Genomic DNA, 24,732 nt, shown 5'->3' on the forward strand with positions numbered 1-24,732 from the left:
CCGGCAAATCGGTAGACCGTGAAAAACCGGATCATCCACCTCCAGCGCAGCGCGCCGGCCAAGCCGGACGAAGGACAGCCGTGCAACGGCTGCGGCATCTGCTGCGCCCTTGAAACCTGCCCGGCTGCACGCATACGCTTCCGGCAGGTCGAGGGGCCATGTCCAGCACTGGAATGGTCAGATGCTGAACGACGCTACCACTGCGGCCTGCTCCTTCGACCGACCCATTACCTGGACTGGTTGCCACGCTTTTTCGCCCCTCTGGCGAGCCGTTTGTTTACCCGCTGGATTGCCGCCGGCCAAGGCTGCGACTGCAATGCAGAGGTTTTTGATCAACCCTGAGCAAGCGCTGCGGTCAACACCATTTCAACGCGAAATCCGGGATTGGCCAACCGGGCCTGAACACAAGCACGGGCAGGCGCGCAGCCGTCCGGCAACCAGGCATCCCAGACGGCATTCATTGCATCGTAATCGGCCATATCGGCCAGGTAGATGGTGACCATCAGCAAATGGGCCTTGGTGCTGCCCGCCTGAGCGAGCAGATGATCGATGCTGGCCAGCAGGTTCACGGTCTGGGCCGTGATGTCAGCCTCCAGATTGGAAGGCACTTCGACCAGATACACGGTGCGATCATGCACCACGCTGTCGGAATAACGGCGAGTCGTGCCGTAACGTTGAATGGTCATCTCTGGTTCCTGAAAGCAGGAAGCCCATGCGTTTCATGGCATGGGCTTCGGTTACTGCACCCCGGCACGTCTGGCTGGGGTAGTCGGCATTACGCCGTTATGGAGTACTACACGGTAATCTCAAGAAAAACTTCCTTTGACAACGGCCATAGAATCTCCTGCAACGCAGCTTGTCCAGCCACTGCGTGTCGGGCTTGCTGCTAACTTCGACACAAGTCCAGATTATCACTTTGCAGGAAAAAAGCCATAGTCTTTTTCGCTCATTTTCTGCCGCAATTCATTTCGGATGAGATCGTTTGTTCATTCGTTCAGGATGGGTGAAAATGGCAGGATTCGTCGACCGAACCGGACCCATGGACAATCTGATCAAGGATACCGTGACACTGGAGCTTTCCTGCTGGCTGGAACCCGGTGCCGACATACCCGGCTGGGACATCCTCAAGGGCAGTCCATTCGGTGCGACCCTCGCCGCACCGGAAGGTGGCGAGCCAACGCCCGGCGACCAGTTGATCACCGTCCAGAATTATTTCGCCGAATATCATCTCGAATACTTCCGCCAGCGCCGCTACAACCATTTCCCCAGTCGCCTGCACGCCCTGCTTCTCTTTGCGACCCGAACCGACGCAATGACATTCCGGGCCAAGCACCCGCAACGCGTCTTTGGCAAGAACCTGCTCTGCGCCAAGACCAAGGGGGCTTACATTTGTTCTTTCCACGATGCGAGCTGGCTGGATTACCTGCGGCTGCCGCACAGCCTGTCGCTCAGTGCGCTGGATGAAGTGGCCGAATATTACTGGTCGGGCAAGACCGTCGAGGAAGTCGGCCTGACTTTCATGAACGAACGCTGGGTTGAACCCCCCGTCATCGAAGCCCTCTACCAGGGCACCCTGGAAACAACAGCCGATCCGAACCAGTCCGGCTGGCTGCCCGGTTTCCGCTAAAGGAATTGCATGCGCCGCATTGTCACTATCGTTGCCCTGATCGTCGCCCTCGGGCTGGCCTACGCCTGGCTCAGCCGACCGAAGCCGATCCCGGTCGTTCTCAAGGAAGTCGCCGAAGGCAAGGTTGAAGCCACGTTGGCCAACACCCGCGCCGGCACCGTCGAAGCCTGCCTGCGCACCAAGCTGTCGACCATCATCGGAGGACGGATCGAATACCTCGGCGTCAAGGAGGGCGATAAGGTCAAGAAAGGCCAATTGTTGCTCAAGCTCTGGAATGACGACCAGCAAGCCCAGGCCACGCTGGCTCAAACGCAAGTTGCGCTGGCCGGCCGACGGGTCGATGAGGCGTGCCTTGTCGCGGTCAACGCAGAAAAAGAGGCCAAAAGGCAGGCCGATTTACGAGCCAAGGGCTTTGTCTCTATTTCACGTGAAGAGGCTGCCCGCACCGATGCCGAGGCGCGTCGGGCCAGTTGCGAGACGGCCAAGGCCGATGTCACGCAAGCCGAAGCCAAGTTCCGCGCCACCCGGGTCGAACAAGGGCGCGTCGCACTGTACGCCCCCTTCGACGGCACGGTCGCCAAGATTGTCGGCGAACTGGGCGAATACTCGACGCCCTCGCCACCCGGCGTTCCGACTCCGCCGGCCATCGACCTGATCGACGATAGCTGTCTTTACGTCAAAGCACCGATGGATGAGGTGGACGCCCCTAAAATCAGCCAGGGACAGCCGGTTCGCGTCACGCTGGACGCCCTGCCGGGCCAGCAGCTGAGCGGCAAGGTCAGGCGCATCGCCCCCTTTGTTTCGGCCGTTGAGAAACAAGCGCGCACGGTCGATATCGAAGTCGACTTCCACCAACCGGAAAACACCGGGAAGCTGCTCGTCGGTTACAGCGCCGACGTCGAAATCATTTTGCAGGCACGCGACAAGGTGTTGCGCATTCCGACTGCCGCGATCCAGAGCGGAGGGCGCGTGCTGGTCTTCAACCCGGAAAGCGGCAAGCTCGACGAACGCAAGATCAAGGCGGGCCTGGCCAATTGGGAATTCACCGAGGTGCTTGACGGCTTGAGCGCCGGAGAACGCATTGTCGTCTCGCTCGAAAAAGAGGGGATCAAATCCGGGGCCAGCGTGACGCCGGATGACAAGACACAGGGCAAATAAATCGATGGCCCTGATCGAACTGAAAAACATCGAACGCACCTTCCAGCTCGGCGATGCCGCGGTCCACGCACTCTCGACCCTCGATTTGACGATCTCGACCGGCGAATACGTCGCCGTGATGGGCCCCTCCGGTTCGGGCAAATCAACCCTGCTCAACCTGCTCGGCCTGCTCGACCGGCCCAGCAGCGGCACCTATCAGCTCGAAGGACGCGATGTCACCACCCTCTCGCCGGATGAACAGGCGCAGGTGCGCAGCCAGCGTATCGGCTTCGTTTTCCAGAGTTTTCACCTTGTACCGCGGTTGACCGCAGCAGAGAACATCGCACTGCCGATGACCCTGGCCGGCCTGCCGCTCAAGGAGCGCAATGCCCGGGTCGAGCAGGCGCTGCTCGATTTCGGCCTGGAACATCGGGCCGACCATCGCCCTGACCAGCTTTCCGGCGGCCAGCGCCAGCGTGTTGCGATTGCCCGGGCAACCATCATGCAGCCGGCGCTGATTCTGGCCGACGAACCGACCGGCAACCTTGATCGCCACACCGGCGATGAAGTCGTACATTTGCTTGAGGCCCTGAATACTCGCGGCGTCACCCTCATCGTCGTCACCCATGACCCGTCGCTCGGCGCCCGTGCCGGACGCCAGCTGGTCATGGAAGACGGCGGCCTGAAACAGGACAGCGCCCGCCCTTGAGCATGCGTCCCGCCGACATCCTCCGCTTCGCCCGCGATGCAGCCACCGGCTACCCGATGCGCACCAGCCTTTCGGTACTGGCCATGTCGATCGGCGTCGCCGCCGTCGTCATCCTGACTGCGCTGGGTGATGGCGCACGACGCTACGTCGTCGGCCAGTTTTCCTCGATCGGCACCAACCTGGTCATCGTGCTACCCGGCCGCTCCGGCACCGGCGGCTTCAACCCGGCCAACGCGATCACCACCACGCCGCGCGACCTGAGCATCGACGATGCCGGCAGCCTGCGCCGGGCGCCGGCCGTAAGTCGCGTCGCACCGCTCGCAGTCGGCACTTCGGAAATCAGTTTTGGCGGTCGCCTGCGCGAAGTCATGGTGGCCGGCTCGACCAGCGAATTCATTCCGATCCGCAATTTCGAACTGGCGCAAGGCGTCGGCCTGCCGGATGAAGACTGGAATCGCGGCACCGCCGTGGCTGTCATCGGCGCCAAGATTCGCGATGAGCTTTTCGGCAATGCCGCAGCCGTCGGCCAGCTGATTCGTGTCGGCGACCGTCGCCTGCGCGTCATCGGCGTACTCAAGCCGGTCGGTCAAGGGCTGGGCATGAACACCGACGAACTGGTCATCGTGCCGGTTGCGCTCTCGCAGGCGATGTTCAACACCAATACCCTGTTCCGCGTTCTGGTCGAAGCCAAAAACCGCGAAGTCATCCCCGAGGCCAAGGAACAGGTGATGGATATTCTCAAGCTGCGCCACCGCGGCGAGGAAGATGTCACGGTCATCACCCAGGATGCCGTACTCGCCACCTTCGACAAACTGCTCGGCGCCCTGACCCTGGGCGTCGCCGGTATCGCCGCGATCAGCCTGGCCGTCGCCGGCATTCTGGTGATGAATGTGATGCTGGTGGCCGTCACCCAGCGAACCGGTGAAATCGGCCTGCTCAAGGCGCTCGGGGCAACAGCGCAAACCATCCGCCTCGCCTTCCTGACGGAGGCCGCCATGCTGTCGGCGCTCGGTGCCTTGCTGGGCTATGCTCTCGGCCAAGCCGGCGCTTTCGCGCTGCGCCAGATTTTCCCGGTCTTTCCAGCCTATCCGCCCAACTGGGCGGTGATTGCTGCCTTGCTCACGGCACTCGGCACCGGCCTCCTTTTCGGCCTCCTGCCGGCCCGACGCGCCGCCCGGCTCGACCCGGTGCAAGCCCTGATGAAGCACTGAGCATGCGCTTCGCCGACACCCTCCACCTTGCCGTTCGGGCCATTACCGCCCAACGCCTGCGCAGCTTCCTGACCTTGCTCGGCATTGCCGTCGGGATTGCGGCGGTGATCCTGCTCACCTCGATCGGCGAAGGCATCCACCGCTTCGTGCTCGGTGAATTTACCCAATTCGGGACCAATGTCATTTCCATTTCGCCGGGCAAGACGAAAACCGGCGGATCGACCTCCGGCTTGCCATCGAGCGCCCGGCCATTGACGCTCGACGATGCCCGCTCGCTCGAACGACTGCCGCACATTCTGGCCGTCACGCCGAATGTCCGGGGCAATGCCGAAGTGGTGGGCAATGGACGGACGCGACGGACGCTGGTCTATGGCGTCAACGCCAAATTACCGCAAATCTTCCGGTCGACCGTGCAAAGCGGCCAATTCCTGCCCGATGATGATGAACGGAGCGCCCGTGCCTTCGTCGTCCTCGGCAGCAAGCTGAAAAACGAATTATTCGGCAGCGAGAATCCGCTTGGCCAACGTCTGCGCATCGGCGGCCTGCACTTTCGCATCATCGGGGTAATGGCCCCGAAAGGGCAATTCCTCGGCATCGACCTTGACGATACCGCCTTCATCCCGACCGTTCGCGCCCAGGAACTGTTCAACCGCGAAGGCGTCGACGAGATCAATATCGCCACCGAAGAAGGCATTGCTTCGGCCCGGATTGGCAGCGGCATCAAGACACATCTGCTGGCACGCCATGGGCGCGAGGATTTCACGATCACCTCCCAGGAAGAGATGCTCAAGACGCTGTCCAACATCCTGAACGTCCTGACCATGGCCGTCGGTGCGCTGGGCGGCATTTCGCTACTGGTCGGCGGCGTCGGGATCGTGACCATCATGACCATTGCCGTCAGCGAACGGACGAGTGAAATCGGCCTGCTGGTTGCTCTCGGCGCCCGGCGACGGACCATCTTGCTGCTTTTTCTCGGCGAAGCCGTAGCGCTCTCGGCGATTGGCGGCGGTTTTGGCCTGCTGCTCGGCATCGGCCTGGCCCAGGCGATTCACTTCGCCCTGCCTGCCCTGCCGGTACACACCCCGCTCAGTTTTGTGCTGCTCGCCGAAGCTGTGGCAATCGCCATCGGCCTTGCTGCCGGCGTTCTCCCGGCCCGACGCGCAGCCCGACTCGACCCGGTCGAAGCACTGCGGACAGAATGACGTGGTAAAGTTCCGGGCATAATTTTCATAACCCCGAGGAAACAGCAATGACGTATTACATCGAAGACCTGCAACCCGGCATGAGCCACACCATGGGCAAAACGATCACCGACGCCGATATCGTTCTGTTCGCTGGCGTTTCAACCGACACCAACGCCGTGCACCTGGACGAAGAGTTCGGCAAGAGCACCCCGTTCGGTGGCCGCATCGCCCACGGCATGCTGTCCGCCAGCTTCATTTCCGCTGTCCTCGGCGCCCATTTGCCCGGCCCCGGCACCATTTACCTGGCCCAAAGCCTGAAGTTCAAGGCCCCGGTTCGCCCCGGCGACACCGTCAAGACCACGGTCACCGTCAAGGAAGTCATCGCTGCCAAGAAGCGCGTCATTCTCGACACCATCTGCAAGGTCGGCGAAACCGTCGTGATCGAAGGCGAAGCCACCATCATGATCGGCAACAAGCCGGCCTGAGCCTGATTTCCGGCCAAGAAAAAGCCCGGTACGATGACCGGGCTTTTTTTCGTCTGACGGCAAATTAGAAAGCTTCGTCAGCCCGCAGGAAACGCCACTGCCCCTGCTCCAGGTCACCCAGCCGGACACGGCCGATACGCACCCGCTTCAAGCCGATGACGCGCAAGCCGACCAGTTCGCACATGCGACGAATCTGGCGCTTCTTGCCTTCCTTCAGGATGAAGTGCAGCTGATCTTCGTTCAACTGCTTGACGCGCGCTGGACGCAAGGGCTTGTCGTCCAGCTCCAGGCCATGATTGAGCAATTCCAGACCATTCGGAATCAACTCACCGCTGACGCGAACCAGGTATTCCTTTTCAACCGTGCTTTCATCGCCGATCAGTTTCTTGGCGACACGGCCATCCTGCGTCAGGACAAGCAGCCCCGTCGAGTCGATGTCCAGACGACCAGCCGGCGCCAGACCACGCAGCATCCACGGCTTGAACTCCGGGTCGCCCGACTGGACGAGCTGGGTTTCAAGCGAAATCAGCGTCACCGCCGGCGTACTGCCCGGCTCCGGCTGACCGGACACATAACCGACCGGCTTATTGATCAGGATCGTCACCTGCTTGGCCTGATCGGCCTTGGCTTCCTTGGAAATGGCGATTTCAGCATCCGGCCCGATACGCGAACCGAGTTCGCTGATCTGCTGGCCATTGACGAAAACCCAGCCACGCTCGATCCACAGATCAGCCTCGCGGCGCGAACACATGCCGCGCTCGGACATTACCTTGGACAAGCGGACGCCCGTCGGGGCCTCACCAGGCGGCAGCTCGGGACGCGGCGCCTTGACCGGCACATCCTTGACCGGAGCGACTTTCGCGGTCGACTGCGCGGCCGGGGCTTTTTTCACCGGCCCGCGCGACGGCGTGCGAACCACCGGCGAACGATTCACCGTCAAAGTGCCGCTTGGCGGCACACGCGGCGTCTCAGCCTTGGCCTCAGGCGCGGGGCGTGACCGGGCAGCAGGACGCTCGGCCGGCTTTTCGGCCGGAGAACCGGCGTCGACCGCAGCACCCGGCTTGCGCCATTTCGCCCAGGGATCGTCCTTGTTGAAATCGCTCATTGGACAGCGAGGAGTTCAACCTCGAAGACCAGCGTTGCATTCGGCGGGATAACACCACCCGCGCCGCGCGGACCGTAGCCCAGTTCGGACGGGATGGTCAGCTTGCGCGTACCACCGACCTTCATGCCCTGGACACCCTCGTCCCAACCGGCGATCACATGGCGCATACCGAGCGGAAACTGGAAAGGATCGGCGCGATCCTTGGAGGAGTCGAACTTGCTGCCATCGGTCAGCCAGCCGGTGTAATGGACGGTCACGTAATTGCCAACCGTGGCTTCCGTACCTTCGCCGACAACGGTGTCTTCATAAACAAGGCCGGAGGCCGTGGTGATTTCAGCCATGAATAGCTCCTTTTGCAAAGACGAAAAGTCTACCACAAGGCAAAGACAAGGCTTTGACTTCGCTGCATTTTTCCGTATAATGCGCGGTTCTTTGTAGCACCTTTTGTATTATTTTCGGAGTCCAACCCATGTATGCGGTCATAAAAACCGGCGGTAAGCAGTATCGCGTTACCAACGGTCTAAAACTTAAAGTAGAACAGATACCGGCAGACGTTGGCGCAGAAGTTACCCTTGACCAGGTCCTCATGGCAGGCGAAGGCGAGTCGGTAAAGATCGGCGCTCCCTTCCTTGCTGGCGCCACCGTTAAGGCAACCGTGATTTCCCACGGCCGCCACGACAAGGTCAAGATCTTCAAGATGCGTCGTCGTAAGCACTACCAGAAGCATCAAGGCCATCGTCAGAACTACACCGAATTGCGCATCGACGCGATCGCGGCCTAAGTTCAAGGAGCTAATAAATGGCACACAAAAAAGCAGGCGGTAGTTCACGTAACGGCCGCGACTCACAAGCCCAACGACTGGGCGTCAAGCGCTACGGCGGTCAATTCGTCCTGGCTGGCAACATCATCGTTCGCCAGCGCGGTACCGAATTCCACCCGGGCGAAAACGTTGGCTGCGGCAAGGATCACACCCTGTTCGCACTCAAGGATGGCGTGATTCAGTTCTCCATCAAGGGCTTGAAAAAGCGCCGCGTGGTGACCATCGTTCCGGCCGCCGAATAATTTCGGCTTGGCGGAAACAAAAGCCCTATCCGCCGGATAGGGCTTTTTTGTTTATTGCCCTGCGTATTTGCAGCACCCATCCAAAGTACGCACAGCAATAAAATTCATGCCCGACCACTCGGGCAGCCCAAAGCGGAAAGAACAGACATGAAATTCATCGACGAAGCCAAGATCTACGTAAAAGCCGGCGACGGCGGCAACGGCGCGGCAACATTCCGTCGCGAAAAATACATCCCGATGGGCGGCCCGAACGGTGGCGACGGCGGGCGCGGCGGCAGCATCTACGTCATTGCCGACCGCAACATCAACACCCTGGTCGACTATCGCTACACCCGGAAATTCATCGGCAAGCGCGGCGAAAACGGCGGCGGCGCAGACCAGTACGGCGCCGGCGGTGACGACATCATCCTGCGTATGCCGGTTGGCACGGTCATCTACAATCAGCAGACCGACGAAATCGTTGCCGATCTCTCCGAACACGACCAGAAAATCCTGATCGCCCAGGGCGGCAAGGGCGGTCTCGGCAATCTGCATTTCAAATCCTCGACCAACCGCGCTCCGCGCCAGAAAACCAACGGCGCACAAGGCGAAGAGCTGGAACTGCGCCTCGAACTGCGCGTCCTGGCCGATGTCGGCCTGCTCGGCCTGCCCAATGCAGGTAAGAGCACCCTGATTCGCGCCATCTCCTCTGCTCGCCCGAAGGTTGCCGACTATCCCTTCACCACACTGCACCCGAATCTTGGTGTCGTCCGCGTCGATGACGAGAAAAGTTTCGTCATGGCCGACGTTCCTGGCCTGATCGAAGGCGCCGCCGATGGCGCCGGTCTCGGCATCCGCTTCCTCAAGCACCTGCAACGCACACGCATTCTGCTGCACCTCGTGGATATCGCACCAATCGACCCGGACTCCAATCCGGTGCGCGATGCCAAGGCAATTGTTGGCGAACTGGTCAAACACGACCCTGAACTGGCCAACAAGCCGCGCTGGCTGGTCCTCAACAAACTCGACCTGATTCCCGAAGAAGACCGCGAAGAAGCCGTCAAGAACTTCCTCAAGGCCTACAAGAAAGCTACCAAATACGACGGCCCGCACTTCCCTATTGCGGCAATCAACGGCGAAGGAACCAAGCCCCTGATTTACGCAATCAGCGAAGCACTCGAGCAAATGGCCCGCCCGGAAATCGGCGACCTCGACGACAACGACGAGCACAGCGACGACATCCCCGCCAAAGACAACGCCTGACACAGAACCACCATGCACACCACTCGCCTCGCCTCCGCCAAACGCCTTGTCGTCAAAGTCGGCTCCGCCCTGGTCACCAACAATGGCGCGGGATTGGATCTGGCCGCCATCGATGACTGGGCACGCCAGATCAGCGTACTGCGCCAGCAAGGCAAAGAAGTTGTGCTGGTTTCCTCCGGCGCAATCGCCTGCGGCATGCAGCGTCTCGGTTGGAGCAAGCGCCCGAAATCAGTGCACGAACTGCAGGCCGCCGCAGCGGTTGGCCAAATGGGGCTGGTTCAAGTCTACGAAGGCGCTTTTTCGAAATACGGCCTGCAAACCGCCCAGATCCTCCTTACCCACGACGACCTGGCCGATCGCAAACGCTACCTGAACGCCCGCTCGACGCTAACCACGCTACTTGAACTGGGCGTCATCCCGATCATCAACGAGAACGACACCGTCGTCACCGACGAGATCAAATTCGGCGACAACGACACGCTGGGCGCACTGGTCGCAAACCTGATCGAAGCCGAAGCCCTGATCATCCTGACCGACCAGATCGGCCTCTTTACCGCCGACCCGCGCAAAGACCCGAATGCCACGTTGATCAGCGAAGCCACCGCCGGTGACGAAACACTGGAAAGCATGGCTGGTGGCGCGGGCTCCTCAATAGGCAAAGGCGGCATGATCACCAAGGTAATCGCCGCCAAGCGCGCCGCCCGCAGCGGGGCACACACTGCCATTGCCAGCGGACGCGAAAGCGACCCGATCATTCGCCTGGCCAACGGCGAACCGGTCGGCACCCTACTTGTCTCGCAAACCCAACCGCTCGCAGCCCGCAAACAATGGCTGGCCGACCACCTGCAACTGGCCGGGCGCCTGCTGCTTGATGATGGCGCGGTCAACGCCCTGAAATCTGGGAAAAGCCTGCTGCCAATCGGCGTGATCGCCGCCGAAGGTGACTTTGAGCGCGGCTCGGCAGTCGCCTGCATCAGTCCTGAAGGCCATGAAATTGCACGCGGCCTGAGCAACTACGGCAGCGGCGAAGCAAGACTCATTGCACGCAAATCAACCCCCGAAATAGAAGACCTGCTGGGCTATGTTGACGAACCGGAGATCATCCATCGCGACAATCTGATCCTCGTCGACTAAGCTGATTCGATGTACAAAAGCCCCGGACAACCGGGGCTTTTTTTCGCCTGCAGCCAAGAGACCACCGACTCAACCAACCTGGAAGCACCAATAGAAAAGGGCGCCGAAGCGCCCTTTCTTTGCACTAACTGACTTGCGTCAGATTAGAACTGGTGACGGATACCAGCGGTAACGCCTTGCTGGAAAGCCGAGCCAGAAGCGGTGGTGCCGCCGTTGGATGCATCAGCCACGCCCAGGATGGTGCCCTTGGTGCCACGGGTAGAGTTGGCATCGATCAGGGAGTAGGCGGTGTAGAAGTTGGTGCGCTTGGACAGGTTGTAGTCGAAGCCAACAGCGTACTGGGTAGCATCGCCACCAGCTTGCTTGTTGCCGTCAGAGTAAATGACGGAAGCCTTGATTGCAGCCTTGCCGATCGGTGCGGTCAGACCCAGCATGTAGTTGTTCAGCTTGACATCAGATTGAGCAGCAACGTAGTCAACAACGGTGTTGGTGTACAGAGCGGCGATCTTGACAACCTTGGCATCGAAAGAAGCGCCGAGGTCGATGGTGTCAGAGGTCTTGATGGTCGGAACAGCGGAACCGACGGCGATGCGGTGGTAGTTCAAACCAGCAACAACCGGACCAGCAGCGTACTTGGCGAAAACGGCGTAAACGGTGTTGTTCTTGGCGTTTTCGGAAGCGTTTTCGGTGTTGGCAGCAGCAGCGGTACCCAGGGAACCAGCAGCGTTGGAGTAGGCAACGGTCACATCGAAGCCGCCGAAGTTCGGGGAGATGTAAGCAACAGCGTTGTCAACGCGAACGGAGTCGATCAGGTTGGCAGCAACAGAGCCGGTATCGCCAGCGCCGTAGACGTTGCGGTACTGACCAACGGTACCAGCAGCGAACGGATCCAGGGAGGAAACGAAGGAGAAGTGCGGGGTGTACAGACGACCAGCAACGGCGGTACCGAAGCCACCGGCCAGACCGACGTAAGCTTGACGACCGAACATGGCGCCGCCCTGACCCATCGTGCCTTGGTCAAAGTTGAAACCTTGCTCGAGCAGGAAAACAGCCTTCAGGCCGTTGCCCAGATCTTCCGTGCCCTTGAAGCCCAGACGATTGCCAGCGGAGTTGCCGGTATCGATGGTGGAACGGGTGTGGTTGCCGACGGAGCGGTTTTCAGCATCCCAACGGTAGGAGTAGCCAGCATCGACGGAGCCGTAGATGGTGACGTTGGTTTGTGCGAAAGCGGCGGTAGAAGCCAGGCCAGCAACAGCCAGAGCGATAATTTTCTTTTGCATCTTGAAAATCTCCTTAGTGGTTAGTTTTTAATCTGATCTTGCGAACTGATTAAGCTTTACCTCTCGGATATGAGAAGTTGGGCTTGATTGTCGCAAAGAGCGGAAGACTGTAGCAACGGGTGTTTGAAAGCCCACCCTGCTTACTTGGCATTTTGTTGTTTCGGCGCAACACCCGATCAGGCAAAGAGGCGGGACAGCTCGACGCCCGGCTCCGGCGCACGCATGAAGGCCTCGCCGACTAGGAATGCATCGACGCTGTTGGCGCGCATCAGGGCCACGTCTTCCGGTTTGATGATGCCGCTTTCGGTAACCACGATACGACCCGCCGGGATGCGCTCAAGCAAACCCAAAGTTGTATCCAGCGTCACCTCGAAGGTTCGCAGGTTGCGGTTATTGATACCCAGCAAGGGCGTTTCCAGTTGCAGCGCAGCTTCAAGCTCCTCGCCGTTATGCACTTCAACCAGCACGGCCATGCCGTAACGATGCGCCAGCGCTTCGAGCGATTTCATTTCAGCCAACGTCAAGGCTGCGGCAATCAGCAGGATGCAATCCGCCCCCATCGCACGCGCTTCAACCACCTGATAGGCGTCGACCATGAAATCCTTGCGCAACACCGGCAAGGCACAAGCGGCGCGCGCCGCCTGCAAATACGCCGGCGCGCCCTGAAAATACTGCTTGTCAGTCAGGACGGACAGGCAGGCCGCACCGTGCTGCTCATAACTGCGTGCAATATCGGCAGGATGAAAATCCGGACGAATGACCCCTTTGGAGGGACTGGCTTTCTTGATTTCGGCGATAACCGCCGGTTGACCGCAGGAAATCTTCTGGCGAATCGCGCCGACGAAATCGCGCGGTTCAACCTGGGCAGCAGCTTCCGACTCAAGGACAGAGAGGGGTTTGAGCACAGCAGCGACAGCAATTTCTTCATGCTTCGTTGCGATGATCTTGTTGAGAATGTCGCTCATGCGAATTGCCTGCTGGTTTTGATGAATGCTTCAAGACTGGCACGGGCCGCGCCGGAGGCGATCATTTCAAAGGCTTGCGTCACGCCCGCAGCCAGGGTTTCAGCTTGCCCGCAAACATAAATGCTGGCACCGGCATTCAGGGCCACGATATCGCGAGCCGCACCGGGCTGGTTGTTCAGCGCGCCGAGCAGCATCGCCTTGGATTCTTCGACATTGGCGACCTGCAGAGTGCGCGGATCGTGCACCGGCAAATTGAAATCTTCCGGATGAACTTCGTATTCGGTCACTCGGCCATCTTTCAACTCGCCAATCAAGGTACGGCCCGAAATCGAAATTTCATCCAGGCCTTCGCGACCGAAAACCGTCAGCGCCCGCTGGCTGCCCAGGCGCTGCAATACGCGCACCTGAATGCCGACCAGATCCGGGTGAAAAACCCCCATGACTTGCTGCGGCGCATTGGCTGGATTGGTCAGCGGCCCAAGGATATTGAACAGTGTACGCACGCCCAGCTCACGACGAACCGGTGCGGCATGCTTCATCGCGCTGTGGTGATTCGGGGCGAACATGAATCCGACGCCGGTTTCAGCCAGACACTGCGCCACCTGCTCCGGCGACAAACTGATATTGACACCGAGCGCCTCCAGCACATCGGCACTGCCCGAGGAACTGGATACCGAACGGCCGCCGTGTTTCGCAATGCGTGCGCCGGCTGCGGCAGCAACGAACATCGCTGCGGTAGAAATATTGAAGGTATGCGCCCCATCGCCGCCTGTGCCGCAAGTATCGACCAGGCGACTGGTATCAGCCACCTCGACCTTGGTCGACAACTCACGCATGACGCTGGCGGCAGCGGCGATTTCGCCGATGGTTTCCTTCTTGACGCGCAGACCGGTAATGATGGCCGCAATCATGACGGGAGAGACTTCTCCACCCATGATCTGGCGCATCAGCGAAACCATTTCATCGTGGAAGATTTCGCGATGTTCGATAACGCGCTGCAGCGCTACTTGCGGAGTCATTGCTTGTGTTCCTCAAGGAAGTTTTTCAGCAGATCATGACCACGCTCGGTCAGGATCGATTCCGGATGGAACTGAACGCCCTCGACGGCCAGCGTCTTGTGGCGTACGCCCATGATTTCGCCGTCATCGGTCCACGCCGTGATTTCAAGACAATCCGGCAAGCTCTCGCGCTCAATGGCCAGCGAGTGGTAGCGAGTACAGGTCAATGGATTCGGCAGCCCTTTGAAAACACCGATATCTTTATGGTGGACCGGGGAAACCTTGCCGTGCATCAGTTGCTTGGCGTGAACAATCTTGCCGCCGAAGGCTTCGCCAATCGACTGATGACCGAGACAGACGCCGAGCAGCGGAATCTTGCCGGAAAATTCGCGAATCGCGGCCAGCGAAATGCCCGCCTGGGCCGGCGCGCAAGGGCCGGGCGAAATTACCAGATAGGCGGGATTGAGCCGGGCAATCTCGGCCACGGTGATGGCATCGTTGCGATAAACCTGAACATCCTGCCCAAGCTCGCCGAAATACTGGACGATGTTGTAGGTAAAACTGTCGTAGTTATCGATCATCAGCAGCATGCTGTTGATTCCTTGCTTGTTTTGTCAGCCCCGAATTCTACATTAAAGGACTGCGCTGAGCCGGGGCTGGGGTTTTCGATTAAAATGCGGCCTTTCCCGCCGGATAGTCCCATGAGCGCCGCCATTTCCATTCCCCCGCACAGCCTTTCCATCGTCGTTCCGTTCTACAACGAGGAAGACAATATTGCCTCGCTGGTCAAGCGCGTGCATGAAGCGCTGGAAGGCTACGATCACCCCTGGGAACTGGTGCTGGTCGATGACGGCAGCAGCGACGCCACCGTCGAGCGCGCCCTGCAATCGGCCAAGGAATATGGCCCGCACGTGCGCATCGTCGAACTGACCCGCAACTTCAAGCAGACCGCCGCCATGCAGGCCGGCATCGATGCAGCGCGCGGTGACGTGATCGTGACGATGGACGGCGACCTGCAGAACGATCCGGTCGACATCCCGCGCATGGTCGCCCGCCTGATCAACGAAGACCTCGATCTGGTGGCCGGCTGGCGCCAGAACCGCCAGGACGGTCTGTTCCTGCGCAAGATTCCGTCCAAGATCGCCAACAAGCTGATCGCCCGGATGACCGGTGTGCATCTGCGCGATTACGGCTGCAGCCTCAAGGCTTTCCGCGGCAGCGTGATCAAGAGCGTGCGCCTGTACGGCGAAATGCACCGTTTCATCCCGGCCTGGCTGGCCACTGTGACCACTCCGCGCCGCATCGCGCAGGAGCCGACGACGCACCATGCGCGCACCGCCGGCGTTTCCAAATACGGCATTTCGCGCACTTTCCGCGTCATTCTCGATCTGATCGCAGTGTACTTCTTCATGCGCTTCCGCGCCCGCCCGGGCCACTTCTTCGGCGGCATCGGCCTCGGGCTGACCGGCCTTTCCGGCCTCGTGCTGGCTTGGCTGGCCTGGGTCAAATTCGGTCTGGGCGAAGCCATCGGCGGCCGTCCGCTATTGATCGTCGCAATTGGCGGCCTGATTGCCGGCGTGCACTTCATCACCACCGGCGTGCTGTCCGAATTGCTGGCCCGCATCTACTTCGAATCCGGCACCATCCGCTCCTATTCGGCACGCCCAGAGCGAGCGCTGGCGGCTGACGAAGGCTGGCACAAATCAGCGTGAATGGCGCGGTCGACGCCGGATTTCCACAAAAATCCGGCATCAAATTACTCGTCGGCCTCGGCCTTGCTCTGATCGCCTGGCGCATCTGGGTCGTTTCGCAGCTCGGCATCACGCTCTACATCGACGAAGCGCAATACTGGACCTGGGCCCAGCACCTCGACTGGGGCTATTTCTCCAAGCCGCCCGGCATTGCCGCGCTGATTGCCGCTTCAACCGCGCTGTTCGGCGACGGCCTGCTCGGCACCAAGGCGCTGGCCATGCTCTGCTACCCGGCGGCAGCCGCCGCCTGCTGGGCCATTGCCCGTCGTCTCTACGACGAACGCACGGCCTTCTGGTCGGCCGTCGCCGTTCTGACCTTGCCGATGTTCTCCTGGCTCGGCCTGTTCGTCTCGACCGACGCGCTGCTCACCCTGTTCTGGACCCTGGCCCTGCTTGCCTACCTGCGCGCGCTGGACAGCGACGCCTGGGCCGACTGGCTGCTGCTTGGCGCCGTCTGCGGCCTCGGCCTGCTCTCGAAATACACGATGGCCGCCTGGCTCGGCGCCGCCTTCCTGCACCTGCTGGCCTTCCATCGCCCGCGCCTGACCTCGGCCAAACCCTGGCTGGCGGCCGGCCTGGCGCTGGCCATTCTGTCGCCCAATCTTTACTGGAACGTCGCCAACGATTTTCCGACGCTGAAGCACACCGCCGACATCACGCTCAACAAGAAAGCCGGCGGCGGCTTCAAGGCACTGGGCGAATTCTGGGCGGCGCAATGGATTTCCTTCGGCCCGATCCTCGGCAGCGTATTTTTCATTCTGCTCGCCCAAGTCCGCCAAAGCTGGCGCGACGACCGGACCCGCCTGCTGCTCTGGTTCGCACTGCCGCTCTGGGCCGTCGTTTCAGCCCAGGCGATGAAGAGCAGCGCCAACGCCAATTGGGCGGCACCGGCCTTCGCCCCGGCCGCCATTGCCGCCGTCGCCTGGCTGCTACAACGCAATCGGCAACGCCTGCTGATCATCGGCCTGGCGATCAATATTGCCGTGGTCGGGCTGGTCTATTACTGGCCCCAGGTGCTGGCAACATTCAATGTCCAGAATCCGGCCAAAAAGAGTCCGTTCAGCCGGGCACAAGGCTGGGACGAACTGGGTCGCCAACTGCACCCGCTGCTCCAGGCCAATCCGGATGCCGTGCTGATCGCCGACAACCGCACCCTGCTCGCCCACATGCTCTACGAACTGCGCGACCTCAAACCGGCCGCCGCCAGCTGGAATCCAAGCGGCATCGCCAGCGACCATTACAAGCTGACCACCGACCTGCGCCCGTGGATCGGCAAGAATGCCATCCTGATCACCCAGGACCCGGCCGACCAGATTGCCAGCCGCTTTGCTGCGGTCGACAAGCTGGCGACACTGAAAGCGCCGCTCGACAGCCAGACGACGCGCGACATGGATGTTTACCTGCTCCGTGACTTCAAGGGCTATTGAACTTCGCTTCGCACTGGCCGCTTTCGGCCTGCTTGCAGTGCTCTTCGTGGCAGCGCCGCAGATCGACCTTGCGGCCAGCGCGCTGTTCTATCGCGGCAACGGCCTGTGGGCGCTGAATCGTGAAGACCTGTGGCTGGCCATTCCTTATCGCGGCTTGCCATGGCTCGGCCAGGGCTTGCTGGTTTCGCTGCTGTTGCTCTGGCTGCTCGGTTTTTCAAAGCGTTTCCCGACTATCCGCGCCCGCCGCCTGACTTACGGATTCCTGCTCGCCGGCGCGCTGGCCGGGCCGATCCTGCTGGTCGACGCAACGCTCAAGGAACATTCCGGACGGACCCGGCCGGTCAATATCGAGCAATTCGGCGGCAACAAGCAATTCACGCCGGCGTTCATCCCGGCCGATCAATGCCAGCAAAACTGTTCGTTTGTCAGCGGCCATGTCGCCACGGCTTCGTTCATCATGGCTTTCGGCTGGCTCGGCGCGCCGGCCGTGCGGCGTCGCTGGCTGCTCGCCAGCCTGGCTTTTGGCGGCCTGTTCGCGCTGGTCCGCATGGTGCCGGGCGGCCATTTCCTGTCCGACACCGTCTTTGCCTGGTTTGCGACCTACTTCAGCCTGTGGCTGACCGAGTTGCTGTTCGGCAAGCTCGGCTGGCTGCCGCGGCGCTCAGATTAGGCCGTACTTCTTCAGTTTGTCGTGCAGCGTCGTACGCGCCACCTTGAGCGCCTCGCTGGTTCGCGCAATATTGCCTTCCTGGCGCGTCAGTTCATTGGCGATCAACACCCGCTCGTAGTTTTCCACTGCTTCGGTCAGCGACTGCGCGGCGCCACTGCCGCCCAGCTCGACCTTGTCGCGCCCGATACCCAGCGCGTGGCAGTCGGCGGCATTACGCAATTCGCGGATATTGCCCGGCCAATCCTGCGCCATCAGCTTGCGCAGGTGGGCCGAGGTCAGCTCCGGCGGCGGCCGGTTGTAGCGCTTGGCCGCCTGGAGCAGGAATTCATCGTAGAGCGCCGGAATGTCTTCGCGCCGTTCGCGCAGCGGCGGCAACTCGATACGCACGACATTGAGCCGGTAATACAGGTCGGCGCGGAATTTCTGCTGATCGGACAGCAGCTTGAGGTCTTCCTTGGTCGCCGCCACCATGCGGCATGAAACCGGGATCAGCTGATTCGACCCGAGCCGCTCGACGACGCGCTCCTGCAACACGCGCAGCAGCTTGATCTGCATCGCCATCGGCATCGACTCAACCTCGTCAAGGAAGAGCGTGCCGCCGCTGGCGTGTTCGATTTTTCCGATGCGCCGCTTCTGCGCCCCGGTGAAAGCGCCCGGCTCATGGCCGAAAAGCTCACTATCGAGCAGGCTGTCGGCCATCCCGCCGCAATTGAGCGCGACGTAGTTTTCCTGGCCGGGACGCGACAGGTCGTGCAGACAACGGGCGACCATTTCCTTGCCGGTCCCGGTTTCGCCGAAAATCAGCACGTCGACCGCAGCATCGGCGACATCGAGAATCAACTGGCGAACCTTGGCCATTTGCGGTGAGCGACCGATCAGGCGGGCTTCAAGATCATCGCGATGATCGAGGCGACGCCGCAGCGACTCGACCTCCAGCACCAATTCGCGCTTTTCCAGCGCCCGACGCACCACCTCGACCAGATCGCCGGTCGAAAAAGGTTTCTGCATGAAATCGTAGGCCCCGGAACGCATCGCCTCGACCGCCAGCGTGACATCGCCATGGCCGGTGATGATGATCACCGGCAGGTCCGGCGTCAGCTCGGTGACCCAGCGCAACAAGGCCATGCCGTCGATGCCGGGCAAGCGCATGTCGGTCACGATGATGCCGGGAAAATCGGCATCGATCCGGCGCTGCGCCTCTTCGGCCGAAGCCACGGCCTCGACGGCGATGCCGGCCAACTGCATGGCCTGTTCGCACCCCAGGCGAACATTCGGATCATCTTCGATCAGCAGAACGGAGAGTTGCGGTTTCATCGTTATTCCTCAGCCACAGAATCGCCGGAAAAGGCCGGCAGCAGAACGACAAAGCGCGCCCCGCCGCCGGGTGCCGGACCAGCCATTAAATCGCCCCCGAAGTCGCGCAGGATATCGCGCGAAATGGCCAGCCCGAGGCCCAGCCCTTCGCCGGGTTGCTTGGTTGTGAAAAATGGTTCGAACAAATGCTCGAGCGCCGCTTCGGTAAAACCGCTGCCGCTGTCACTGACGGCCAGCGCCAACTGCCCGGAAGAGGCGCGCTCGACCGAGAAGCTGAGGCGTCGTTCCGGCTCGTCGGCCATCGCGTCGATCGCATTGCCGATCAGGTTGACCAGCACCTGCTGCAAACGATTCTGGTCGCACCAGGCGATCCATGAATCCGGGCCAAATTGGCGGTCGACCGCGACATTCTGCTTACGCAGGCGCTGCTCGAACAAGAAAAGCGCGCTGTCGACGGCTTGCCGCACATCCACCGCCGCCGGCACGGCCGGTGATTTGCGGGCAAAGGTCTTGAGCGGGGTAATGATGCCACCCATCTGTTCGGTCAGTTGTCCGACGATGCCGAGGTTCTTTTCGGCCGTCGCCATATCGCCGCGATGCATGAACTCGACGGCATTGGCCGACAAGGTGCGAATCGCCCCGAGCGGCTGGCTGAGCTCGTGCGTGATGCCGGTCGCCATCTGGCCGAGCACGGCGAGCTTGCCGGCCTGGACCAGTTCGTCCTGCGCGGCACGCAGGGTTTGCTCGGCCCGCTGACGTTCGGCCACCTCGCGCTGCAGCCGCGTCACGGCGTCGGAAAGATCGGCGGTACGCGCCTCGACATTACGTTCCAGCTCCTGGTTGGCCTGCTCAAGCATGGCTTGCGCCTCTTCCCGCCCGCGCTGCAAGCGCCGTCGCTGATTGAGATAAAGCAGCCAGAGCAGCAGGCAGCCGCTGGCCGCCGTGGCCAGCGCAGCATGCGTCGAGGCCTGGATCATTACCGGGCGCAAATCCGAAAACACCACGATGCGCCAGGCCGTGCCGGGCAGATGGCGACTCAGCGCCAGATAGGAACGCGCCCCCTGCAGCGGGCCGCTATCCGGTTTCAAGTGTTTTGAAAGACGAACTACCGTCCCCTCCTGGGCAGCATCGATCGCAATATCGAGCGAGGTCGTTCCCAACGCCTGACCGGCGAACTGCTCGCGACTGACCTTGGCCAGCACCTCGGGCGACTTGGGCTGGATCGTGGCATAGCGCCATTCCGGCGGCGAAGCGAGCAGGACGATGCCGTTGTTGTCGACGATCAGCGCCGGCGCCTCCTGCGCCAGCCAGCGACGCTCAAGTTCGCGCAGGCCGGATTTGACGACGGCAATGCCGATCACCTTCCAGTCATTCAGTTCATCGCGAATCGGCAAGGCGAAGTAATAGCCGACTTCATTGCGTACGTTGTCGACCGCGTAATGCCGCTCCGGCATGCCGGCCACCGCGCCCTTGAAGAAAGGCATGTAGGACAGGTCGGCATCGAGCATGTTGCGTGAAAAAATCCAGTCGCTCGACGCGACCACGCGGCCGCGCGTATCGAGCACGAAAATCGCCGGGCCACCGAGATGGTCATTGAGTTTCTGGAGGAAACGATTGGCCGCCGGCTGCAGCACATCCTGCTTTTCCTCCGGCGCACGCAACAGGGCGAGCACTTCGGGGTTCAGCTCGACGGCGCTGGGAATCGACGCGTGCCGGGTAACTTCGCTATCGATCGCCGCCGCCAGCACATCGAGCTGGTGGCTGGCTTCGTCGCGCATCTGGCGAAACCCCTGACGTTCGGAGGTTTGATAAGCCAGCAAGGCGGTCAGCAGGAACAGAACCAGCATCGCCGCCACGCCCAGGGCGCGGTGCGGCCGCTGCAGGCTGACCGGAATGCTCGGCGGGGAATCAGTCATGGAATGGGCGGCCATCGGAAGGCGTCATTGTAACCGTGGATTTTTGCCCGGAAACGCGGTTGACCGCGATGATTGCCGCGACCGGAACAAATCGGGTCGCGGCGGCCATGATCAGTGCTGCAGGATCTTGGCGAGGAACTGCTGGGCGCGTTCGGAGCGCGGGTTGGCGAAGAAGGCATCCTTGCTGTCGTCTTCGACGATACGGCCGTGATCCATGAAGATCACGCGATGCGCGACACGCTTGGCGAAGCCCATTTCGTGCGTCACGCACATCATGGTCATGCCTTCCTGCGCCAGCTCGGTCATCACGTCGAGCACTTCGTTGATCATTTCCGGGTCGAGCGCCGAGGTCGGCTCGTCGAACAACATGCAGATCGGGTCCATCGCCAGTGCCCGGGCAATCGCCACGCGCTGCTGCTGGCCGCCGGACAACTGGCCGGGGAACTTGTGGGCATGCGCCTTGAGGCCAACGCGGTCGAGCAGCTTGAGCCCCTTGTCCATCGCTTCTTCCTTGCTGCGCTTGAGCACCTTGATCTGGGCAATGGCCAGATTCTCGGTAATGCTCATGTGCGGAAAGAGTTCGAAGTGTTGGAACACCATGCCGACGTGGGAGCGCAGCTTGGACAGATTGGTTTTCGGATCGCCAACCGAGGTGCCGTTGACGATGATTTCACCGGACTGGAACGGTTCGAGACCGTTGACGCACTTGATCAGCGTCGACTTGCCCGAGCCGGACGGGCCGCAGACAACGACCACTTCGCCCTTGTTGACCGTGGTGCTGCAATCCTTGAGGACATCGAAGGCACCGTAATTCTTGCTGACATTTGCAATCTTGATCATGGAATGACTCCTTGAGGCGGGCCGTCAGGCCGGATGATATTTTTTCTGGAGACGCTTCACGAGCTGCGAAGCGGAGAAGCAGATAACGAAATAGATGAGGCCGGCAAAAAGCAGCATTTCAACCAGTCGACCGTCGCGATCGCCCACCTTGTAGGCGGCGCCGAAGAAGTCGGCCAATGCCGAGACATAAACCAGCGAGGTGTCCTGGAAGAGGATGATCCCTTGCGTCAGGAGCAGCGGCACCATGTTGCGGAAAGCCTGCGGCAGGATCACCAGGCGCATCGCCTGGCTGTAAGTCATGCCGAGCGCGTAGGAAGCGCCGATCTGACCCTTCGGCACGCTCTGGATGCCGGCCCGGATGATTTCGGAGTAGTAGGCCGCCTCGAACAGCGCAAAGCCGATCATGGCCGAGGTCAGGCGCATGTCGGTGCCGCTCGGCAAGCCGAACAGTTGCTCAAGCGCCTTGGGCACGATCAGGAAGAACCAGAGCAGCACCATGACCAGCGGCACGGCGCGGAACAGATTGACATAGCCGGCGGCGAACAAGGAAACCGCCTTGATCGGCGACAGGCGCATCATGGCCAGCAAGGTGCCCCAGACGATGCCGATGACCACGGCGAGCGCGGTGATTTCCAGCGAAATCTTCATGCCGTCCCAGAGGAAGGGCAAGGCGCCGGGAATCGAAGACCAGTCGAATTCGTACATGTTATTTGCCTCCGATATAGCCAGGCACGGCAATGCGGTGCTCGACCTTGCGCATCAGGAACATCACGGTCACGTTGATCAGCACATAGGCGATGGTCACCGCGATGAAGGATTCGTAGGGCTGCGCCGTGTAATCGACCAGTTGGCGCCCCTGGGCAGCCAGTTCAAGCAGACCGATGGTCGAACAGACGGCGGAATTCTTGAAGATATTGAGGAACTCGGAGGTCAGCGGCGGAACGACCAGGCGGAAGGCCATCGGCAACATCACGAAACGATAGGTTTGCGGCAGCGTGAAGCCGAGTGCCAGACCGGCATTCTTCTGCCCCTTGGGCAGCGAATTGATGCCGGAGCGAATCTGCTCGGCGACGCGGGCGCTGGTGAACAACCCCAGGCAGACCATGGCCGCGAGGAACTGCTGGAAGACCGGATTCGACTGCTTGTAGGCATCGCCAATCGCGGTCGGCAACAATTCGGGCAAGACGAAATACCAGATGAACAGCTGGACGAGCAGCGGAATGTTGCGAAAAAGCTCGACGTAGGCAGTCGCCAGACCAGCCAACACTTTGTTCGGCACGGTGCGCAGCACCCCGACCAGCGCACCGAGCAGCAAGGCCAGGACCCACGCGGTCAACGACAGCGTGATGGTCATTTTGAAGCCGGCCAGCATCCAGCCGAGATAGGTGTCATCACCGCTCGCACTTGGCTGCAGGAAAACGCCCCAGTTCCATTGGTAATTCATCGTTGAATCCCTCATTGATCGCCGGCCTCAAGGCCGGACATATTGCTCTGGACGGTACCGAGTCAGCCCGGCACCGCCTTGTGACCTGCTCAGTACTCCCAGAAAATACGCTGCAATTCCTTGCTGTCATTCGTTTTAGTCAGCGCCACCGCCGCCAGGATGCGTGCCTTCTGCGGATTGAGATCGTGCGCCACGACCCAGTCGTACTGGTCATCCGGCTGTTCGGCATTGCGCAACACAAAGCCGCCGGCATTGACGTGCGAAGAACGGATGATCTGCACGCCCTTGCCGCGCAATTCACGCAAGGCCGGTACAACCCGGTTGCTCACCGAACCATTGCCGGTACCGGCATGAATGATGGCCTTGGCACCCTTGTCGGCAAAAGCACGATAGGCCGTGTCGGTGGTATTGCCGTAACCGTAGGCAATCTCGACCGGCGCCAGGGCGTCGATTTTTTCGATATCGAACTCGGAATTGGCGGTGTGGCGCTTGGCCGGCAGGCGGAACCAGTAGTTCTTGCCTTCGACCACCATGCCGAGCGGACCCCACGGGCTCTTGAATGCACCGGTCTGGATATTGATCATTTTGGACACATCGCGACCGCTGTTCAGTTCGTCGTTCATCGCAACGATGACACCCTTGCTACGGGCATCCTTACTGGCAGCGACGCCAACGGCATTGAACAGGTTGAGCAGGCCGTCAGCCGACATCGCCGTGCCCGGACGCATCGACCCGACGACGACGATAGGCTTGTCGGTCCGCACCACCAGATTCAGGAAATAGGCCGTTTCCTCCAGGGTATCGGTGCCATGGGTCACAACGATGCCGTCGACATCGCCTTGCTTGGCCAGTGCGGCGACACGCTTGCCCAGCGTGACCAGATGCTCGTTGGTAAAGCTTTCGGAGGCAATCTGAAAAACCTGTTCGCCACGCACCTCGGCCACATCGGCCAGGGTCGGAATACCGGCGATCAATTTGTCGACCGGCACCTTGGCCGCCTGATAGGTCGCGCTTTTGGCGGCATCCGCGCCGGCCCCAGCGATGGTTCCACCGGTCGCAAGAATCACGACATTGGGCTTGGCGGCGAAAGCAGGAACGGCAGCAACACAGGCTGCGGCAACCAGCAGGCAGCGGGAAAGAAAACGATTCAGCATGACAATACTCCTGGGGTATCTCTGTAGGGAAATGAACGGCCGGCCCTCACACGCGGTGCCGGCCGTTCACAAGGCCG

27 protein-coding genes are annotated in these 24,732 nt (G+C 60.9%); 14 read left to right on the forward strand and 13 right to left on the reverse strand.

From position 1 onward, the window contains the following. Positions 1–18: 18 nt before the first annotated feature. Complete coding sequence (locus GBK02_RS15290) at positions 19–342, forward strand: hypothetical protein (RefSeq protein ID WP_203467463.1); 324 nt, start codon at positions 19–21, stop codon at positions 340–342. Here GBK02_RS15290 and GBK02_RS15295 read toward each other — a convergent pair. Further along, positions 333–686 carry a RidA family protein gene (locus GBK02_RS15295; RefSeq protein ID WP_203467464.1) on the reverse strand — a complete coding sequence of 118 codons (354 nt, stop codon included), beginning with the start codon at positions 684–686 and terminating at the stop codon, positions 333–335. The genes GBK02_RS15290 and GBK02_RS15295 overlap by 10 nt on opposite strands. A 353-nt stretch (positions 687–1,039) precedes the next feature. Here GBK02_RS15295 and GBK02_RS15300 point away from each other — a divergent pair, with 353 nt between their 5' ends. Genes GBK02_RS15300 through GBK02_RS15325 form a run of 6 tightly spaced genes read left to right on the forward strand, consistent with a single transcriptional unit; the run spans position 1,040 to position 6,353 of the window. Further along, positions 1,040–1,627 (forward strand): hypothetical protein, encoded by a 588-nt coding sequence (locus tag GBK02_RS15300; RefSeq protein ID WP_203467465.1) that lies wholly within the window; start codon positions 1,040–1,042, stop codon positions 1,625–1,627. Positions 1,628–1,636: 9 nt separating this feature from the next. Next, a complete protein-coding gene (locus tag GBK02_RS15305) occupies positions 1,637–2,785 on the forward strand; it encodes an efflux RND transporter periplasmic adaptor subunit (protein WP_203467466.1) in 1,149 nt (382 codons plus the stop codon). A 4-nt stretch (positions 2,786–2,789) separates the two neighbouring features. Continuing rightward, a complete protein-coding gene (locus GBK02_RS15310; protein WP_203467467.1) occupies positions 2,790–3,473 on the forward strand; it encodes an ABC transporter ATP-binding protein in 684 nt (227 codons plus the stop codon). Between the two features lie 2 nt (positions 3,474–3,475). Then, positions 3,476–4,684 carry an ABC transporter permease gene (locus GBK02_RS15315; protein WP_203469436.1) on the forward strand — a complete coding sequence of 403 codons (1,209 nt, stop codon included), beginning with the start codon at positions 3,476–3,478 and terminating at the stop codon, positions 4,682–4,684. Between the two features lie 2 nt (positions 4,685–4,686). Next, complete coding sequence (locus GBK02_RS15320; protein ID WP_203467468.1) at positions 4,687–5,886, forward strand: ABC transporter permease; 1,200 nt, start codon at positions 4,687–4,689, stop codon at positions 5,884–5,886. Between the two features lie 47 nt (positions 5,887–5,933). Beyond that, the gene (locus tag GBK02_RS15325) at positions 5,934–6,353 is read left to right on the forward strand and encodes a MaoC family dehydratase (protein WP_203467469.1); all 420 of its coding nucleotides are present in this window, start codon (positions 5,934–5,936) and stop codon (positions 6,351–6,353) included. 64 nt (positions 6,354–6,417) lie between these two features. Here GBK02_RS15325 and GBK02_RS15330 read toward each other — a convergent pair whose 3' ends face one another. Beyond that, positions 6,418–7,458 (reverse strand): pseudouridine synthase, encoded by a 1,041-nt coding sequence (locus tag GBK02_RS15330; protein WP_203467470.1) that lies wholly within the window; start codon positions 7,456–7,458, stop codon positions 6,418–6,420. Beyond that, positions 7,455–7,799 (reverse strand): FKBP-type peptidyl-prolyl cis-trans isomerase, encoded by a 345-nt coding sequence (locus tag GBK02_RS15335; RefSeq protein ID WP_203467471.1) that lies wholly within the window; start codon positions 7,797–7,799, stop codon positions 7,455–7,457. The genes GBK02_RS15330 and GBK02_RS15335 overlap by 4 nt, the downstream gene beginning before the upstream one ends. A gap of 128 nt (positions 7,800–7,927) precedes the next feature. On the opposite strand from GBK02_RS15335, the gene rplU reads away from it, so the two are divergent. From rplU to proB, 4 genes are all read left to right on the forward strand, one after another. Next, entirely contained in the window at positions 7,928–8,239 is a 312-nt protein-coding gene (gene rplU, locus GBK02_RS15340; protein WP_117609584.1) for a 50S ribosomal protein L21, read from the forward strand. A gap of 17 nt (positions 8,240–8,256) precedes the next feature. Then, on the forward strand, positions 8,257–8,520 hold the full coding sequence (rpmA, locus tag GBK02_RS15345; RefSeq protein ID WP_203467472.1) for a 50S ribosomal protein L27: 264 nt from the start codon (positions 8,257–8,259) through the stop codon (positions 8,518–8,520). A 147-nt stretch (positions 8,521–8,667) separates the two neighbouring features. Continuing rightward, the gene (gene cgtA, locus GBK02_RS15350) at positions 8,668–9,762 is read left to right on the forward strand and encodes an Obg family GTPase CgtA (RefSeq protein WP_203467473.1); all 1,095 of its coding nucleotides are present in this window, start codon (positions 8,668–8,670) and stop codon (positions 9,760–9,762) included. Positions 9,763–9,774: 12 nt separating this feature from the next. Beyond that, entirely contained in the window at positions 9,775–10,896 is a 1,122-nt protein-coding gene (proB, locus tag GBK02_RS15355; RefSeq protein ID WP_203467474.1) for a glutamate 5-kinase, read from the forward strand. Positions 10,897–11,039: 143 nt separating this feature from the next. Here proB and GBK02_RS15360 read toward each other — a convergent pair whose 3' ends face one another. From GBK02_RS15360 to GBK02_RS15375, 4 genes are all read right to left on the reverse strand, one after another. Continuing rightward, positions 11,040–12,176: a porin gene (locus tag GBK02_RS15360; RefSeq protein WP_203467475.1), complete on the reverse strand. Its 1,137-nt coding sequence runs from the start codon at positions 12,174–12,176 to the stop codon at positions 11,040–11,042. A 176-nt stretch (positions 12,177–12,352) separates the two neighbouring features. Further along, positions 12,353–13,141 carry an indole-3-glycerol phosphate synthase TrpC gene (gene trpC / locus GBK02_RS15365; RefSeq protein WP_203467476.1) on the reverse strand — a complete coding sequence of 263 codons (789 nt, stop codon included), beginning with the start codon at positions 13,139–13,141 and terminating at the stop codon, positions 12,353–12,355. After that, positions 13,138–14,160, reverse strand: a complete 1,023-nt coding sequence (gene trpD / locus GBK02_RS15370) for an anthranilate phosphoribosyltransferase (RefSeq protein WP_203467477.1) — start codon at positions 14,158–14,160, stop codon at positions 13,138–13,140. The genes trpC and trpD overlap by 4 nt, the downstream gene beginning before the upstream one ends. Continuing rightward, the gene (locus GBK02_RS15375) at positions 14,157–14,729 is read right to left on the reverse strand and encodes an aminodeoxychorismate/anthranilate synthase component II (protein WP_203467478.1); all 573 of its coding nucleotides are present in this window, start codon (positions 14,727–14,729) and stop codon (positions 14,157–14,159) included. Before GBK02_RS15375 ends, trpD begins: the two co-directional genes overlap by 4 nt. Before the next feature lie 111 nt (positions 14,730–14,840). Between GBK02_RS15375 and GBK02_RS15380 the strand changes: the two genes are divergently transcribed. The 3 genes from GBK02_RS15380 to GBK02_RS15390 are packed head-to-tail and all read left to right on the forward strand — an operon-like array spanning position 14,841 to position 17,987. Then, positions 14,841–15,851, forward strand: a complete 1,011-nt coding sequence (locus GBK02_RS15380) for a glycosyltransferase family 2 protein (RefSeq protein ID WP_203467479.1) — start codon at positions 14,841–14,843, stop codon at positions 15,849–15,851. Further along, on the forward strand, positions 15,848–17,317 hold the full coding sequence (locus tag GBK02_RS15385) for a glycosyltransferase family 39 protein (RefSeq protein WP_203467480.1): 1,470 nt from the start codon (positions 15,848–15,850) through the stop codon (positions 17,315–17,317). Before GBK02_RS15380 ends, GBK02_RS15385 begins: the two co-directional genes overlap by 4 nt. Next, on the forward strand, positions 17,298–17,987 hold the full coding sequence (locus tag GBK02_RS15390; protein WP_203467481.1) for a phosphatase PAP2 family protein: 690 nt from the start codon (positions 17,298–17,300) through the stop codon (positions 17,985–17,987). The genes GBK02_RS15385 and GBK02_RS15390 overlap by 20 nt, the downstream gene beginning before the upstream one ends. Here the strand turns inward: GBK02_RS15390 and GBK02_RS15395 are convergent. From GBK02_RS15395 to GBK02_RS15420, 6 genes are all read right to left on the reverse strand, one after another. Further along, complete coding sequence (locus tag GBK02_RS15395; protein ID WP_203467482.1) at positions 17,979–19,301, reverse strand: sigma-54 dependent transcriptional regulator; 1,323 nt, start codon at positions 19,299–19,301, stop codon at positions 17,979–17,981. The genes GBK02_RS15390 and GBK02_RS15395 overlap by 9 nt on opposite strands. 2 nt (positions 19,302–19,303) lie before the next feature. Beyond that, complete coding sequence (locus GBK02_RS15400; RefSeq protein WP_239003067.1) at positions 19,304–21,217, reverse strand: ATP-binding protein; 1,914 nt, start codon at positions 21,215–21,217, stop codon at positions 19,304–19,306. Positions 21,218–21,328: 111 nt separating this feature from the next. Then, positions 21,329–22,057 carry an amino acid ABC transporter ATP-binding protein gene (locus GBK02_RS15405; RefSeq protein ID WP_203467483.1) on the reverse strand — a complete coding sequence of 243 codons (729 nt, stop codon included), beginning with the start codon at positions 22,055–22,057 and terminating at the stop codon, positions 21,329–21,331. 24 nt (positions 22,058–22,081) lie between these two features. After that, positions 22,082–22,762, reverse strand: a complete 681-nt coding sequence (gene gltK / locus GBK02_RS15410; RefSeq protein WP_203467484.1) for a glutamate/aspartate ABC transporter permease GltK — start codon at positions 22,760–22,762, stop codon at positions 22,082–22,084. Between the two features lies 1 nt (position 22,763). Further along, positions 22,764–23,501, reverse strand: a complete 738-nt coding sequence (locus GBK02_RS15415) for an amino acid ABC transporter permease (protein WP_203467485.1) — start codon at positions 23,499–23,501, stop codon at positions 22,764–22,766. A gap of 89 nt (positions 23,502–23,590) precedes the next feature. After that, the gene (locus GBK02_RS15420) at positions 23,591–24,655 is read right to left on the reverse strand and encodes an asparaginase (RefSeq protein WP_203467486.1); all 1,065 of its coding nucleotides are present in this window, start codon (positions 24,653–24,655) and stop codon (positions 23,591–23,593) included. Positions 24,656–24,732: the final 77 nt, after the last annotated feature.

It is taken from the genome of Dechloromonas sp. TW-R-39-2 (assembly GCF_016864195.1).
Classification (GTDB): domain Bacteria; phylum Pseudomonadota; class Gammaproteobacteria; order Burkholderiales; family Rhodocyclaceae; genus Azonexus.